Genomic DNA, 15308 nt, shown 5'->3' on the forward strand with positions numbered 1-15308 from the left:
TCGAATAACTCCTTTTTTGGAAAATAAAAAACTATCCTCAGAAGGGATAGTTTTCATCCGTTCTTCGGTAACCCGGCTGCCATTGAGATTTACATCGTTAGGCCCGTAGCTTTGCGTCCTCACTTTTCAGTAAGTTTGCCATTTTCGGAAACAAGCAATATGAGATTCTGACTATTTATATAGGATTAAAGTACCATTTACTATTGGTTGTCTTTATATTAATCCAAATTACCATATTTATCAATCCAAATTCCTTCTTTTTTCGACATAATATTTTATTTAGATCCATAAAAAAAGGAATGAGCGTGGAAAGCCCATCCCGTACAAGAAATCATAACCGCAGCATTCTTCTCACTCTCATCTCAAGCTCCACAAGAGAGAATGGCTTGGTCATATAATCATCGGCGCCTAACTGGTAACCCCTAACTAGATCATCTTCCTTCTTTTTACCCGATAGGATGAGAATTCTCATGTCACGTTTCGACAATTCCTCTTCCAATCTTACTTTCTCAAGTAAGGTGAAGCCGTCCATCCTGGGCATCATCCCATCGAGGATGCATACATCAAAATGTTCCTTTTGCAAAATTTCATAGGCTTCTTCCCCATCAGAAGCCTCTACGATCTGAATCGGTAAATGCTGCAGGTGGGATATGAGGATTGACCTTAAAATCAAATCATCATCCACTACAAGCAGCCGTTTCTTGATACTAGCAGCAGGGGGCACATACTCTTCTACTGTCCCCGCTGCGGCCTGGGTCTGCTGGACACCGTAAACCCGGTTCCTGCCCTGCTGCTTTGCTTTATACATCGCGGCATCAGCCATACTGAGCCATTCCTGAACAGGCATCCCCGGCTGCCACTCGGCTACCCCTGCGGAGAACGTGATTGAGAAGGTCAGACCGTCACTCTGCGCGACAGGCTGCTTGCGGGCATGCTCCAGAATCGCCTGGAGTGTTCGGATTGTCTGTCCTTCCGTACTGTTGGGGAGGACTATAACGAATTCCTCTCCGCCAAAACGGGCCAGCAAATCCGTATTGCGGATATTCGTCTGCAGCAGATGGGCAAGCCCCTGCAGAACCAGGTCCCCCACATGATGCCCATATGTATCATTAATCGTTTTGAATTTATCAATATCGATAAAAGCGAGCGATAGCGGGGCTTCGTACCGTTCGAACCGCTGCATCTCCAAGCGGATTTGATGATCGAAATAGCGACGGTTGAAGATCCCCGTTAGCGGGTCACGAAAAGCCAGCTGCTCGAAATTTTTGGTCCGTTTCAGAAGTCCATAGATGCGTGCCGCCAGCTCTTCATATTGAAACGGCTTCGTCACATAATCATCCGCTCCCAGATGAAAGCAGCGGACTTTATCATTTAGATCGTTTCTGCCTGAAAGCACGATAAGCGGAATCCATTGCAAGGTGGGGTCTTCCTTCAAATATTCAAATAGCTCATAGCCTGATAAAGGATGCATCAATAAATCCAGCATAATCAGATCATAGGTTTGCTGATGAAGCATGACTTTGGCCGTTTCGACATCGGATGCGTCATCTACGATACACCCATCCAGCTGCAGACGCCGTTGTAAATATGAGCGGAGTACATCATCGTCATCGACAATTAGTAGCCTGCAGTGCATACTCCCCAGCATAAGCGATGTGCTCTGCTCCTTCTGCTCGTCCATTTCCAGCTCAATAAGACTGATATCATATTCCATGCTCATATTATGTACGGCTTGCTTACTCCGTGCCAGACTCTCGTCTACAGGCGACAGAGGGAGAATCGTATCGAGCTCGTCCTCCTTCATGGACTGCGTCCATTCCCACGCCATCACCAGCTCTTCAGCGAGCTTCCCGATGCGAATATAGCCGAAAATAGGGGCGCTCCCCTTCATCGTATGGACATTCCGGTAAAATTCCATCAAATCCTTATAAGCAGGCTTAGCCTCAATACGGCCTATCAGCAACTGCAGCTGATCCAGCTGGCGCTGAAATTCTTTGATGAACATTTTCTTTCCCTGCAGCAAAATTCTATTCTCTTTCTCTTTGTCTTTCTCTTTATCTTTATCTTTATCTATAGACGATAAATCGCCATTCTTTGCACGGTTCATTAGATCACATCTCCTTCGTTCTATCGAAGTGTTACGCAGGTTAGCAATCAGGCCTCCAACAGCTGCTTGACGACTTCAACCAGTTGCAGCGGGCTAAAAGGCTTTACAATATAAGTAGTTACGCCCGCCGCTTTTGCTTTTTCCTTATCCTTTTCCAAAGCCTTAGCTGTAAGTAAAATGACTGGTAGAGACTTGTTCGGATTATCACTGCCGCGAAGCCATTCACAGACCTCTACCCCGGTACGTTCCGGCATCATATAATCAAGAATAATTAAATCGTATGTATCCTTACCCAAGCTTTCAATGGCCTGCTGCCCGTCCTCAGCCTCCGTAATTGCAAAGCCCTCATCGGACAATGTTTCTGTCAGCAGGAACCTTAAAGCCATTTCATCGTCAGCAAGCAAAATTTTATAGACAGACATTATGACGCTCCTCTTGTAAAATAGTTCAATTTATAAAGCAAAAAACAGGCAAACTAACCTGTCTACAACATATACGCCACTACCTCCTCATACTCCTTCAAAAAAAATGATTTAAGATGGCCGTCTTTTGGGACTGTTGACAAATTATCTTTTTGACGAAATTGACGTTTGAGAACCCGCATAAACACTGGGTATCTAAAAGTCATTTTTCGTAAAATTGGCTTTTGTCAACAGTCCCTTTTGGCGTCCTTTGAGGAGCGCATTCGTGACGTCGGTGCATTGCAGAGGGAATGGATGTGGGCTCCAGCCGCTGTTGGAACAAATCTTTAAATGCGAACGCTATCGTTCTTCCCCCTACATCCATTCCCTCTCTCAGCTGCAGAGCGCAAGAACGCCAAGCTCAAACGGACAGCCAACAAGTTTTTTCTTTTGAGTTGGAAGAGATTTCCTAGTGGGGCAGAGGCGCTGAAAATGAAAAGCTCAGAATGAATAACTGAGAATGAAAAGCTGAGAGGATTAGCTACTTTAACGATGTTTTTCATCGCTAAAGTACCAAGTCGGCTCCACAACCTTACTTCAACGATGAAAAACATCGTAAAAATTCCTTTTTTCCCCCTGAGAGGCCATCCGTTCTCTTTTAGTGATGAAAATCATCGTTAAAGTGACTTTTGAGCTGGAAACTCTTCCTTTAGCGATGAAAAAACATCGTTAAGTGAAGCACACACAATTACCACACTCAATTACGGGGAGACGAACTGCTACTCTCTCTCTCCCACATCTTTTCCCTTCTCTCAACTTGTGATAAGGAACATCTGCGCTGCTGCTCTGATTCCCTTGGAGAATGAAGAGTATATCACGTACTTCATCACTGCAAAGCTGCATTATATAATTGAAAATTATGTTAAAACCAAAAACAAAACAAACAATAATAATAAACAAAAAAAAAACAGTAACAAAAAGTTACTGTTTCTAGACCTGGCTCACGGTCAATTCTCTGGTTTTGACTATAATCTTGCGGATGCTGTCCTCGGAGAGATGGTAAGCTTGGATGAGCTCCAGCACAGTTTTGCCATTCTCATACTTGTGAAAAATCTCCCGGTTCCTTTGTTCAATGATCACCCGCGTTCCGTTATTTTCGCCCCAACCAGCGCGTTTCTGCCCTTTTTTGGGAATATATATAATTTCACCTTGGATGTATTCTTGTAATTGTTTTAACAGATTAGGGGGAAGAACGTCCTTTCCGTTCTTGTAGCTCATGGATGAAAACCTCCTCAAAATTTACACTTCCTCTAGATATGCCTCTATACATGTTGAGTGTTTTCATCCCTTGAACCTCCTATCATTCTTAAAAAATGGAATTAAAAAAAACACGATAACAGCATCGTGCCTGCGTCTTGTATATGTATTTCATACAAATCAGGTGAATGGTTATTCCACGAATGATATTCAGTTAAGAGACGAGCACCTCAGCGGTTGCAATCATCGTAAATCCCATCATTGTGTTCATATTCCTAACACTCCTTTCACCTAAGATATTTGTCATGCTTATACCCCTAGTATAGGGAAATTTCCTGCTTTTGTCTACCTCATCTTCCAAAAATTATGCGGAGGCCTTACGGCCCCCGCACATGACCATCTCTGCTTACGCAGAGATCACCTCATAAGTTGTAATCACTGGATCACTCCTTTCCCAAGAAATCAGCCGGCCGGCTACCCTTCTATTTACTCATATTCGGCAGCTCTTTCTCAAGCGAAAGATTGATTATAGTTATTTTCTACCAGCAGTCAGGCAGATCCCCATGCGGCGCTTTGCTCCAAGGACTCAGACAATCTTCTCCACAGCTCCAGCCATCCAGGTAGCTGCACGTCCAAATCATCTTCCTTATTCCCTTCCCTATGTTGTATAATGATCGAAAGTAAAGCCTCTGTATGTCCATGAATCTGCGGCAATTCCACGGTCAATGCGACTCCCTTGAGGGCATGACACAACTGGTAAAGCCGTTCAACCAAAGCAGAGGAAGACATTTGTTTGTTTTCCCATGCCTCGAGGCTTAATTGAAATGCCGCTTTTCGTTTTAACGCATCATCCAGAAAGAGCTTTCTGGTTTGCTCAATGATTTTGCGAAATCTGTCTTCACTATGCATGTTAAAGCCTCCAACTATAAATGATGATAACAAAGGAAGTGTATATATGTCCGTCGCCCAAATTGCCCTTATTGACGATAGCCCGCCATTCTGCCTGCTCGTCAAGCAAATATTTGACATGCATGATATCGAAATCACAACGTTTCCTACTTCAGATGAGTTCTTCATGTATCCTTCTAAAATAAGCAAATTCCATTTAATTATGATGGATATTAATTTGCCTGGCATGGACGGTCTAACCGCCATTCGCAAGCTTAAGCAAGACATCACCACTAAAGATGTGCCCGTTATGCTGATCAGCGGGGATTCCCGTAAAGAAACTGTTGTGGCAGGCATTAAGCTTGGAGCTTGCGACTTTATTATGAAACCGATTGACCCGCTCCATCTGGAGGAAAGAATTCTTGCCATGCTTCAAACTAACAATACTTAGCTTAACTTAACTTAACTTATCTTGTCTTGTCTTGTCTTGTCTTGTCTTGTCTTGTCTTAACTTAAACTAACCTTACCAAAGTTAGAGCAAATTTTCTATGCTGCGGATAGTACTTTCTACAAAAACTCAGAATGATATAAAGGGAGGTTGTGAATGATGTCGCTGCGCATGCTCAAGCTGCTTACCATTCTGCTCCCGCCGTTCATTATCGGGGGCTTCGAATTTATCCGCCATGAATATATGCTGAACTATTTGTCTATGGAGGCCGGCAACTTCTATATGACCATCATCACGCTCCTCCTTTCTTATATTTTCGCTTCCTGGATGTTCCGCAGCATTCAGGGGATTAATGAGAAGCTTGCTGCAGGAGAAGCGCGGCGGGCGGTTTATGAAGACCGGGAGAGATTGGCTAGAGAGCTGCATGATGATCTGGCGCAAACGTTATTTTTTCTCAATGTAAAATTAAAGCAGGGACATTTGGACGAAGCTAAATCAGCTGTTTCGGAAATCGATAGTTCGCTTAGACAAGCCATCTTTAATCTGCGGACACCCCCTGAGGAAGGAAGCTCTTTTTCATTGCGAATCAGCATGTGGCTTCAGAATTGGCAGAAAATGACAGGTATTGAGCTCGATGAACAATTAACAGTTGCCGATGATGCCTTCAGCTCAGCGGAGGAGGTGCAGTTATTCGGTATGATCCAAGAAGCCTTTACTAATATCCGCAAGCATTCCAAAGCAACCAAGGCTTCTATAGAGCTTATTGCAGCAGCACACGAATGGGAGTTGCGTATCGAGGATAACGGCATGGGCATTCATCCTGGCGATATCCAGCAAAAGCATTATGGTATGAATATTATGCAAAAACGAGCGGCAGAGCTCTCCGCCTCATTCGAGCTTTCCCCCCGACCGGAAGGCAGTGGAACGGTTCTGCTTGCACAAGTCCAGAGGAGGAATCATTGATGGAGTCATCCCCATTTCGCGTGCTGATTGCCGATGATCATCCGTTAGCACGTAAAGCTGTACAAAGCATGCTGGAGCCAGATCCCGCTTTTTATGTAGTGGGGGAAGCTTATAATGGAGAAGAGGCTATTTTGTTATGCGGAGAAGTAGAGCCAGATCTTGTGCTGATGGATATTCACATGGCGCCAGTAGGGGGACTTGAAGCGACCAGACGAATTAAGCAGCTTTACCCGCATATCCGAATTGTCGTGCTGACCGTATCTGATGATGTGGCGGATTTATTTACAGCCCTGCAGTTTGGAGCCCAAGGGTATTTATTAAAAAATATGGACCCCGACGAATGGCTTACTTACCTCCATGCCCTGCTAGATGACAATTCTGAAGTAGCCAGGCAAATGGCGGATCGCCTCTTTCTGCGCTTTCGCGCCCCGCTTGGCAGTATGCCTGACGATCCAGACCCCAGCATGCTTACCTCTAGAGAACAGCAAATTGCAGCCTGCGTAGCACTCGGAGATAATAACCGCCAAATTGCCGAAAAGCTGCTGATCTCAGAGAACACCGTCAAAAACCATATGAAGAACATACTGGAAAAGCTCGACATGGAAAACCGGGTTCAACTGACTTCCTATGCCATTAAATACGGATTGACACGAAGAGTACAAAATTAAGAGGCCGAAATAGCCCACTTGAGCCATATGGATTTACAGGCATTTCATTTATTATGAAACCATACGCAAAGATGCTTGAAAGGGGCTTGAAACTTATGGTTAAAAAAATGATGATGAATTGTGTAATTCTAATGATTGGCTCTATTTTATTTGCTGGTATAGCAAGCGCTCACGTCGTTGTTTATCCCACACAAACCACGCAAGGCTCGTATGAAAAATTCACAGTCCGCGTTCCTTCTGAAGAAGAGGGCACTTCAACAGTAAAGGTTGAGGTTAGATTCCAGGTCGATGCTGTAAGTATCCTCCGCTTCGAGCCGAAGCCGGGCTGGACTTACGAAGTAGCCAAAGATGCAGAAAACAAAATCACAGGCGTCACTTGGACTTCAGAGGGTGATGGACTAGCGCGTATTGAATTCGGTGAATTCAGTATGCAAGGCAAGGTCGCTGATGCTGCAACCCAGATTGAATGGAAAGCTTATCAAACCTATAAAAATGGGACCGTAGTCGAATGGACTGGTGCCGAAGGATCCCAGAAGCCGTCTTCAATTACTTTAGTCCAAGCTAAAGCTGCAGGCACATCAGTTGACAGCCATGGGCAAAGCACTACCGTTGATGAGAAAAACAGCGAGGGTGACGGCTCTTCCTCACAAACTGCACTCTACCTTTCCATTGCTGCCGTTGTGCTAGGAGCCTTGGCACTGATCGTTTCAATTGCTAGAAAAAAAGCTTAAATTAGCTTTCACATACGTTTATACAGCACAAAGACCTGGCCCTAAGAGCCAGGTCTTTGTGCTGTTTTTTTACAAATCTGCTAATGCTTTCTATCATATATCCGGAAATGGAACACATAAGGATTTTTCTCATCCTGTTGACCCTGCTCACTGGAAACCAGCTCCCACTGCTCCATCGACATATCTGGGAAGTAGGTGTCAGCCGCAAATTCATGATCAATTTCCGTAATGTACATGCGATCCACTTTTCCCAAGAAAAGACGGAAGATCTCCGCTCCTCCTATGACAAACAGCTCCTCGTCGTGAAACAGCTCCAATGCTTGTTCTACAGAGTGGATAACTTCGCAGCCTTCGGCAGAAAAGCGGGGATTCTGCGTGATGATCACATTGCGTCTGCCCGGGAGCGGCTTACCGATCGATTCATACGTTTTGCGGCCCATCAGGATAGGATGCCCTGTTGTCACGCTTTTAAAAAACTTCAAATCAGCTGGCAAATGCCAAGGAAGACTATTATCCTTCCCGATAGCCCGATTGCGGTCCATGGCATAAATAAAGGAAATGCTCACTAGCTTCAACTCCAAACTTGTAAATGGCAATTTATTAAATAGCAATTTTTAAATAGCAATTAAACCCTTGATCCCCGGATGGCTCACATAATCAGCAATTTCAAAGTCCTCGAATGCATAATCAAAAATAGAATCTGGCTTGCGCTTAATAAGCAGCTTCGGCAAAGGATAAGGTTCACGGGTGAGCTGCAGCTTCACCTGCTCGATATGATTCAGATAAATGTGCACATCGCCTCCGCACCAGATCAGCTCTCCTACCTCAAGATCGCACTGCTGTGCCACCATATAGGTGAGAAAGGCATAGCTTGCAATATTAAATGGCAGACCAAGGAATGTGTCAACCGACCGCATATTGAACATGCAGGAAAGCTTGCCGTCCGCTACATAAAACTGAAAAGCATAATGACAAGGAGGCAGCGCCATGGCACTTACCTCAGCGGGATTCCATGCGCTGACCAAATGTCTTCTTGAATCCGGATTGTTACGAATTTGGTCGATCAGCTGGCTGATCTGATCCGTTGTTCTGCCGTCAGGGCCCAGCCATGTCCGCCACTGCGCACCGTACACGCGGCCCAGGTTCCCTTCTTCGTCAGCCCATTCATTCCAGATCCTGACCCCCTTCTCCTTCAAATAAGCAATATTCGTTTCCCCGCTCAGAAACCACAACAGCTCGTGTAAAATCGATTTGATATGCAGTTTTTTCGTGGTCAGTAAAGGAAAGCCCTTCGCCAGATCAAAGCGCAGCTGACGGGAAAATACAGATATCGTTCCCGTTCCAGTCCTGTCCTCTTTCTTCGTGCCGTTGTCCAAAATATCTTGTAAAAGCTCTAAATATGCTTGCAAAGTCACACACCTCAATCAGTCCGAAATAGTTGATCCAAGTTTAACAGCAATACGCTTACGCTTCTCTTTTGCCTATTATACTCTTTTGGCGGTTATACCGAAAGTATCTGGCAATGACAAAAAAAATGAACGCATGAATAGCGCTCATTTGACGTTCATAAACCTATAGTTAATCCATCCAGATACGACGATGGGGCATTGATATCGGTTGTTTATGTGTAGGTGATTTGGACTTCTTTGTTTGATTACGCAGTTCTCCGAGTGAGGAGGTCAATTCCATGAACCACTGCTCGTCTCTAGTCACTAAAGCAATATCAATCAGATCAGCCAAGGCTCTTTCATCCAACCATGCTTCAACTTGCAGCAGTTCCAGCTTGCTTAGCAAGCCTTCAGCAATTCTCCCAATTGCGTCTTTCCGGTCACTTTCAGTTACTCTTACTAGAGCCGATCCACGCTCCCAGCTTACTGCCTCTACAAAGCCTCTGATTTTCTCGTCTTCTACTGTTGTTCCGCTGACCCAATCCCCAGGCTGCACCTGCATTTGTTTCACGTTTGTCATCCTACTCACCCTTTCTTTACTGATTTCATATGGCGGGTTTTCATCAACCACCTACTGTTATTATATAAATTACAGTTAACAAAGTCAAGTCCTGACTTATTCTGACCTTTCCATAAACTTCTCAGATTTCACCCCCTAATCTGGTTTAAAAGTTGAAAAATGTCGAAAAAAGGTGAACAGAAAAGGGAAATCGTCCTATCATCGCGAACTATGTTTCAGATAGCTAGATTTTTGCGCTAAATATGACCAATTACTTCCTAAATAAATAATAAAAAGGTAATATATAGGAAAGGAGAGCTGGCATGAACTATTCTGATGATTCGAATGAAAAAGTGGATATACCAGTAAGCCATGTTGATTATATAGTCGGAATTGCCGCATCTGCGATGCCGTGCGAAGGGTTGCAAACCTTCCTCAGTCACACGTCATCGTCCAATGGCATTGCTTATCTGATTGCACAGGAACAAGCAGAACCAGAGCAGACCAGGCTTCTCATCCAGCAGCTTGCTGGCTTCACGGCTATGCCTGTAATTGAAGCTGAACATAAGATGGAGCTTCTGGCCAATTGCATTTATATCATCCCCCCTAGGCAAAAACTAGTGATTCATGATGGAAGGTTTTCTCTCACCGAATACGAGGATAAAGCAAGCAGCAGCATGCCCGCAGACCGCTTGTTTGCCGCCCTCGCCAGCAGCTTTGGCAGTCAAAGTATCGCTATTATTTTCGCTGGCCGTGAGACCATGGATGGCTTACAGGGTATAGACGCGGTAAAGAAAGAGAACGGATTAGTATTGGTTGAGCATGCTGCCTATAGTCAATCCTTCCCTGATGAAAGCTTGCCGATAAAAGAACAATTTGATTACAGCCTGTCATCAGCAGAAATGCCGGGAGTAATCCTTAAATACATCACCTTTTTTACAAATCATAACAAAGAGCTGCTTGAAGAGGAGCAGGTGGCTTTATTTGCTATTTTGAAACAAGCCTCCGGAGTCGATTTTACTTACTATAAGAAAAAAAGTATCCTGCGCCGGCTTCAAAGAAGAATGAGCATGAAAGGCTTTTATCATATTGGGGATTATAATCGCTTTCTGATGGAAAACCCGGACGAGGTTGCTGCCTTGCAGAAAGATTTCTTAATTGGGGTTACTCATTTTTTCCGCGATCCCGAAGCGTTTGCTATCATTGCTGAGAAAATCCTCCCCCAAATCTTTGAGCAGCGTGCGGAAAATAAGCAGATCCGTGTTTGGGTTGCCGGCTGCTCCACGGGCGAAGAGGTTTACTCGATTGCCATCCTCATTAAACAGCACATGGAATCGATCGGGACCGAATACGAAGTCAAAATATTTGCTACAGATCTGGATAAGGAATCGATTCAATTTGCCAGCCGCGGCGTTTATCCCGATCTTATAACCCGAAGTGTTTCTCCGGAGCATCTAAAAAAATATTTCACACTTCAGGGAAGCGAGTATCAAGTCAATAAAGAAATTAGACAAATGATCGTTTTTGCCCAGCACAATATGTTAAAGGACCCTCCCTTCATTCAATTGGATCTGGTAACCTGCCGGAATATGTTCATTTATTTAGAGCCTGAAATGCAGCGGAAGGTTATTTCCCTGTTCCATTTCGCTTTAAAGCTGGATGCCTTTCTTTTCCTGGGACCGAGCGAAACGCTTGGCAAGCTGACCAATCTGTTCACACCCATGGACAGTAAATGGAACATTTATCAATACAAAGAAATTACCCATTGGATGTCGGTGAATTCATTTGCATTGAATAATCCTGTAAGCGAGAACACCTCCAAACAGAAAAACCAAGTAATAGCCCGCTTAAAGGAAACGGAACGGATCATCAAGCTGGACAACATTTATACGAAGCTGCTAGAGGAATATGTCCCTGCCTGCGTCATTGTTGACGAGAATAATGAGATTATCCATATTAACGGAAATGCCAGCCAATACTTGATAATCCCCAAGGGGAAGCCAAGCCACAGCTTGTTTAAAATGATTCCTGAAGCCTTATCTGTAGCCATTGGTACCGCCCTGCACAAGGTTAGAAAAGAAGGAACTGAAGTGATTTACAACGACCTTCTGATCCATGATGGCAGCCGGATGAAATCGATCAATTTGCATACCAAGCCTTTTAATGTCCGTTCGGCTAACGATAAGCTGACTATTATATTTTTTCAAGAAAATCATGAAGTGCCAGAGGAGAAAGCTGCTGAAGTGGAGCGGCCGTTTAGTGGCTCTACTTTCCATATGGAGCATACGATCAATCAGCATATTAAAGATCTGGAGTCGGAATTGTTCCATGCGAAAGAAACCATCCAGGTAACGATCGAAGAACTGGAAACCTCCAACGAGGAGTACCAGGCCGCGAACGAAGAATTGATTGTCGCCAACGAAGAGCTGCAGAGCACCAATGAGGAGCTGCAGTCTATGAATGAAGAATTACTGGTCATCAACAACGAGTACCAGAACAAAATTCAGGAATTGACCGAAATTAATACGGATATGTCCAATTTTGTTATCAGCACAGAAATCGCTACCCTTTTCCTGGACAATAGAATGCGAATTCGCAAATTCACTCCCGCTCTAACCAAAGAAATCAATTTAATGAATGTCGATATCGGGCGACCTTTCCGCGACATCTCACACAACCTGCAATACGATCATTTCCTGAGCGATACGCAGCATGTGCTGAACACGGGCAAATCGGTCGAAAAAGACATCAGAAGCCGTAACGGCAAATGGTATCATATTAAGCTGCTGCCTTACCGTACCCTAACGAATGAAAACACAGGTGTCGTGATTACATTTATCGATATTAGCGAATTGAAAAAAGCAAATGAAGAGCTGCTCATTCTTTCTTACGCGATTCAGCAAAGCCCCGGGTGTATTGTCATTACTGATTTATCACGGCGGATTAAATATGTGAACAACAAAGCCAGTGAAACATTAGGCTACAGTCAGGAAGAAATGGCCAAGAACAAGCTTCAGCTTCATTCTGACAGCCTTTCTCAGGAGCAGTTGGAGGAAATATGGAGCCAATTGGCATCAGGTACGAAATGGAGCGGTGAATTGCTGGCCAAGCGTAAAAATGGGGAAAAGTTCTGTGAGTGGGTTTCTCTACTGCCTATTACGAATTATGAGGGCGAAATCATTTTTTTCCTGAAAATTTCCGAAGATATAACGGAGCAAAAAAACACACTGGAGATTCTGCATAAAACCGATATGCTTTCTGCTGTTGGTCAATTAGCCGCTGGCATCGCGCATGAAATCCGTAACCCGCTAACCGCTTTAAAAGGCTTCACCAAGCTGCTTGAGCCAAGCACCGACAAAAAAAATTACTTGCAAATCATGTCTTCAGAGCTGGATCGCATTGAAACGGTCATCAGCGAGCTGTTATTACTGGCGCGTCCTCCTGAGCAGCAATTCGCTTTACAGGATATCACCCAAATCCTTCAAGATGTCGTGATGCTGCTGGAAACGCAAGCTATTCTTAAAAATGTGGAAATCGTCACCAAATTTGTCGCCATGATTCCTTTGGTCAACTGCGTTGAAAATCAATTAAAGCAGGTTTTTATCAATATTTTGAAAAATGGCATTGAATCTATGCCGCAGGGAGGCATTTTACTCGTTAAAGTCCGTCTCAATGAGGATAAAGCAATTTCAATCAGCTTCAGCGACCAAGGAATAGGGATTCCGAAGAAAACCTTAACAAAGCTTGGCCAGCCCTTCTATACAACTAAAGAAAACGGGACTGGACTTGGATTGATGGTCAGCTATAAAATCATTGCCAATCATCAAGGCACCATTTCGATCAAAAGCACCCTGGGGAAAGGTACGACAGTTACGATCGTATTAAAGCCCGGGGAAGGCTAATAAAAAAACACCCTTCATGAGCGTCCTTTGAGGGGCGTGTTCATGGCTTTGGTGCGCTGCGGAGGGAATGGCTGTGGGCTCCAGCCGCTGTTAAAGATTTGTTCCTTTCAATGGAAATGGATGGGAGGTTGGAACAAATCTTTAAAGGCGGACGGGGAAGAGCTTCCGGCGGTCGCGGACGCTCTTCCACCCACAGCCGTAACTCTCTCAGCTACAATTACACGAATCACACGAACACCAAGCTCAAACGGACTGCCAGCATGGGTTTTTCTCTGGATTGAAGGAGATTTCCCCCCGGGCCAAGCCGCTGGGCTGAAGATCGGCCCGCCAGCAGGCTCGACTGAAAGGATCCACTACGATCCACTGCTTTAACGATGTTTTTCATCGTTAAAAGCACCAGGCCCTCCCCATATCTTTAATTTAACGATGAAAAACATCGTTAAGTCGAGCACACGCTCAAAAGACGCGAAACACAACACGGGACTGCCAGTTGCAGAGATTGCTTTCCTCCCTAAGGGAAAGGGATAGTGAAAGTAGGACTAGCTCTAAATAAAAAAACATCTCTCACACTAAAAAGAATAGCCCCTTGTGCCTGGTATGCGCACGGGGGCTATTCTTCAGTTAATTGGCAAGCTATTAATTTTGAATCTATAACTTAAAAATCGTATCTTTGCGATTTCCACGGATCACCGTACATATGGTAGCCGTTGAGCTCCCAGAAACCTGGCTTATCCTTCTCCATCAGCTCGATACCCCGCAGCCATTTGGCGCTTTTCCAAAAATACAGATGCGGCACCACCATCCGGACCGGCGAGCCATGCTCAGGACTAAGCAATTTCCCCTGATGCCGGATGCCCAAAAAGGAAGTATCCCGCAGAAAATCCTCAAGAGGCAGATTCGTTGTCCAGCCATGCTCAGCATGCAGCATCACAAATTGGGCCTCGGGCTTCAGCTTCACCTTGCTCATCAGCTCCGATACCGCTATCCCTTCCCACACATTATCGAGCTTGGACCAGGTTGTGACGCAATGAATATCATTGCTGTACTGCCTGCGCGGAAGTGCCATGAAATGCTTGTAGGAAATCGTATATTCCTCTTCCACCAATCCGAAAATTCGCAAATTCCATTTGCTCATATCGTTATAATAAGGCACGGAACCATAATGAAGCACAGGCCATCCCTCTGTTAGCGTTTGTCCCGGCGGAACACGTTGATCGTTCTCTTCAGCCTTTTCTCCGGATAACACAGGAATAACCTCCGCTTCTTTTCACTAGTTGATATAAGCTTCGTATTCTGCTGCCGACAGCAGGCCTTCGAATGCTTCAGCACCCGCCACTTCGACTTCAACCATCCAGCCTTCGCTATAGGGACTGCTGTTTACAAGCTCAGGTGAGCTTTCCAAGGCTTCGTTTACAGCGCTTACCTTACCGGTAATTGGCGAGAAAATATCGGATACCGTTTTAACAGATTCCACGCTTCCAATGCTCTCCTCTACAGAGATGGCCGTACCTGCCTTCGGTAGTTCCACAAACACAATATCCCCAAGCTGATCTTGGGCAAAATCGGTAATGCCTATACGTACTAGCGTATCCGAAAGCTTCTCCACCCATTCGTGTTCTTTTGTATAAAATAAATTAGCTTGTACCTGACTCATTGCTAACGCCTCGCTTCACGCAAATTTTGCTTTTAGCTTAATCCAAGAATCACAAGAAAGTCAAGCTAACCTTATTCTAAAAAGTTTAGGTTGACAAATTACACCAACATTGAGTAATAATATAGAGTAGCTTAATTATGGGTAAACGACAGCATCCTCCTCTGAAGGAGCACGTTTGCTTAGAAATATCATATTTTAGAGTATGCTCTGGCATGCTTTCTGATATTTTTAAATATTCGCGGATGAAGATGCAGGGAGAGATTGCGTGTAAGCGGCGCAGCGCCGAAGGAGTAAACCTGGAAAAGGTGAATCTCTCAGGTACAAGGGACCTACATTGGACGC

The 15308-nt window shown here is 44.6% G+C and carries 15 protein-coding genes and 2 riboswitches; of the genes, 6 read left to right on the forward strand and 9 right to left on the reverse strand.

The annotated features are described in order from the left end of the window. Positions 1 to 63: 63 nt before the first annotated feature. Positions 64 to 150: riboswitch (cyclic di-GMP riboswitch) on the reverse strand. Positions 151 to 331: 181 nt separating this feature from the next. The 4 genes from J2Z66_RS24860 to J2Z66_RS24875 all read right to left on the reverse strand — a co-directional run bounded on the left by J2Z66_RS24860 (position 332) and on the right by J2Z66_RS24875 (position 4674). Next, positions 332 to 2107: a diguanylate cyclase gene (locus J2Z66_RS24860; protein ID WP_209975428.1), complete on the reverse strand. Its 1776-nt coding sequence runs from the start codon at positions 2105 to 2107 to the stop codon at positions 332 to 334. A 47-nt stretch (positions 2108 to 2154) separates the two neighbouring features. Next, positions 2155 to 2529, reverse strand: a complete 375-nt coding sequence (locus tag J2Z66_RS24865; protein WP_209975429.1) for a response regulator — start codon at positions 2527 to 2529, stop codon at positions 2155 to 2157. 969 nt (positions 2530 to 3498) lie between these two features. Continuing rightward, the gene (locus tag J2Z66_RS24870) at positions 3499 to 3786 is read right to left on the reverse strand and encodes a CD3324 family protein (protein ID WP_209975430.1); all 288 of its coding nucleotides are present in this window, start codon (positions 3784 to 3786) and stop codon (positions 3499 to 3501) included. A gap of 528 nt (positions 3787 to 4314) precedes the next feature. Next, positions 4315 to 4674, reverse strand: a complete 360-nt coding sequence (locus J2Z66_RS24875; protein WP_209975431.1) for an Hpt domain-containing protein — start codon at positions 4672 to 4674, stop codon at positions 4315 to 4317. A 46-nt stretch (positions 4675 to 4720) separates the two neighbouring features. Here J2Z66_RS24875 and J2Z66_RS24880 point away from each other — a divergent pair, with 46 nt between their 5' ends. From J2Z66_RS24880 to J2Z66_RS24895, 4 genes are all read left to right on the forward strand, one after another. After that, on the forward strand, positions 4721 to 5104 hold the full coding sequence (locus J2Z66_RS24880) for a response regulator (RefSeq protein WP_209975432.1): 384 nt from the start codon (positions 4721 to 4723) through the stop codon (positions 5102 to 5104). Positions 5105 to 5260: 156 nt separating this feature from the next. Continuing rightward, a complete protein-coding gene (locus J2Z66_RS24885; RefSeq protein WP_209975489.1) occupies positions 5261 to 6064 on the forward strand; it encodes a sensor histidine kinase in 804 nt (267 codons plus the stop codon). After that, positions 6064 to 6732, forward strand: coding sequence for a response regulator (locus J2Z66_RS24890; protein ID WP_209975433.1), 669 nt, complete (start codon positions 6064 to 6066; stop codon positions 6730 to 6732). Before J2Z66_RS24885 ends, J2Z66_RS24890 begins: the two co-directional genes overlap by 1 nt. A 95-nt stretch (positions 6733 to 6827) precedes the next feature. Then, on the forward strand, positions 6828 to 7463 hold the full coding sequence (locus J2Z66_RS24895) for a YcnI family copper-binding membrane protein (protein ID WP_245375809.1): 636 nt from the start codon (positions 6828 to 6830) through the stop codon (positions 7461 to 7463). An 80-nt stretch (positions 7464 to 7543) separates the two neighbouring features. Here the strand turns inward: J2Z66_RS24895 and J2Z66_RS24900 are convergent, their stop codons facing one another. The 3 genes from J2Z66_RS24900 to J2Z66_RS24910 form a co-directional block, all read right to left on the reverse strand. After that, a complete protein-coding gene (locus tag J2Z66_RS24900) occupies positions 7544 to 8029 on the reverse strand; it encodes a dihydrofolate reductase (protein WP_209975435.1) in 486 nt (161 codons plus the stop codon). Between the two features lie 48 nt (positions 8030 to 8077). After that, the gene (thyA, locus tag J2Z66_RS24905) at positions 8078 to 8872 is read right to left on the reverse strand and encodes a thymidylate synthase (RefSeq protein ID WP_209975436.1); all 795 of its coding nucleotides are present in this window, start codon (positions 8870 to 8872) and stop codon (positions 8078 to 8080) included. A gap of 169 nt (positions 8873 to 9041) precedes the next feature. Beyond that, positions 9042 to 9431, reverse strand: coding sequence for an IDEAL domain-containing protein (locus tag J2Z66_RS24910; protein ID WP_209975437.1), 390 nt, complete (start codon positions 9429 to 9431; stop codon positions 9042 to 9044). A 302-nt stretch (positions 9432 to 9733) separates the two neighbouring features. Between J2Z66_RS24910 and J2Z66_RS24915 the strand changes: the two genes are divergently transcribed. Next, a complete protein-coding gene (locus tag J2Z66_RS24915; protein WP_209975438.1) occupies positions 9734 to 13312 on the forward strand; it encodes a CheR family methyltransferase in 3579 nt (1192 codons plus the stop codon). Positions 13313 to 13354: 42 nt separating this feature from the next. After that, the gene (locus tag J2Z66_RS24920; protein ID WP_209975439.1) at positions 13355 to 13684 is read left to right on the forward strand and encodes a hypothetical protein; all 330 of its coding nucleotides are present in this window, start codon (positions 13355 to 13357) and stop codon (positions 13682 to 13684) included. Positions 13685 to 13967: 283 nt separating this feature from the next. Here the strand turns inward: J2Z66_RS24920 and J2Z66_RS24925 are convergent, their stop codons facing one another. Then, a complete protein-coding gene (locus J2Z66_RS24925) occupies positions 13968 to 14558 on the reverse strand; it encodes a sulfite oxidase-like oxidoreductase (RefSeq protein WP_209975440.1) in 591 nt (196 codons plus the stop codon). Between the two features lie 24 nt (positions 14559 to 14582). Beyond that, positions 14583 to 14966, reverse strand: coding sequence for a glycine cleavage system protein GcvH (gene gcvH, locus J2Z66_RS24930; protein WP_209975441.1), 384 nt, complete (start codon positions 14964 to 14966; stop codon positions 14583 to 14585). Between the two features lie 242 nt (positions 14967 to 15208). Next, positions 15209 to 15307: riboswitch (glycine riboswitch) on the forward strand. Position 15308 lies beyond the last annotated feature (1 nt).

It is taken from the genome of Paenibacillus eucommiae, from assembly GCF_017874215.1.
In the GTDB taxonomy this organism is placed as follows: domain Bacteria; phylum Bacillota; class Bacilli; order Paenibacillales; family NBRC-103111; genus Paenibacillus_AI; species Paenibacillus_AI eucommiae.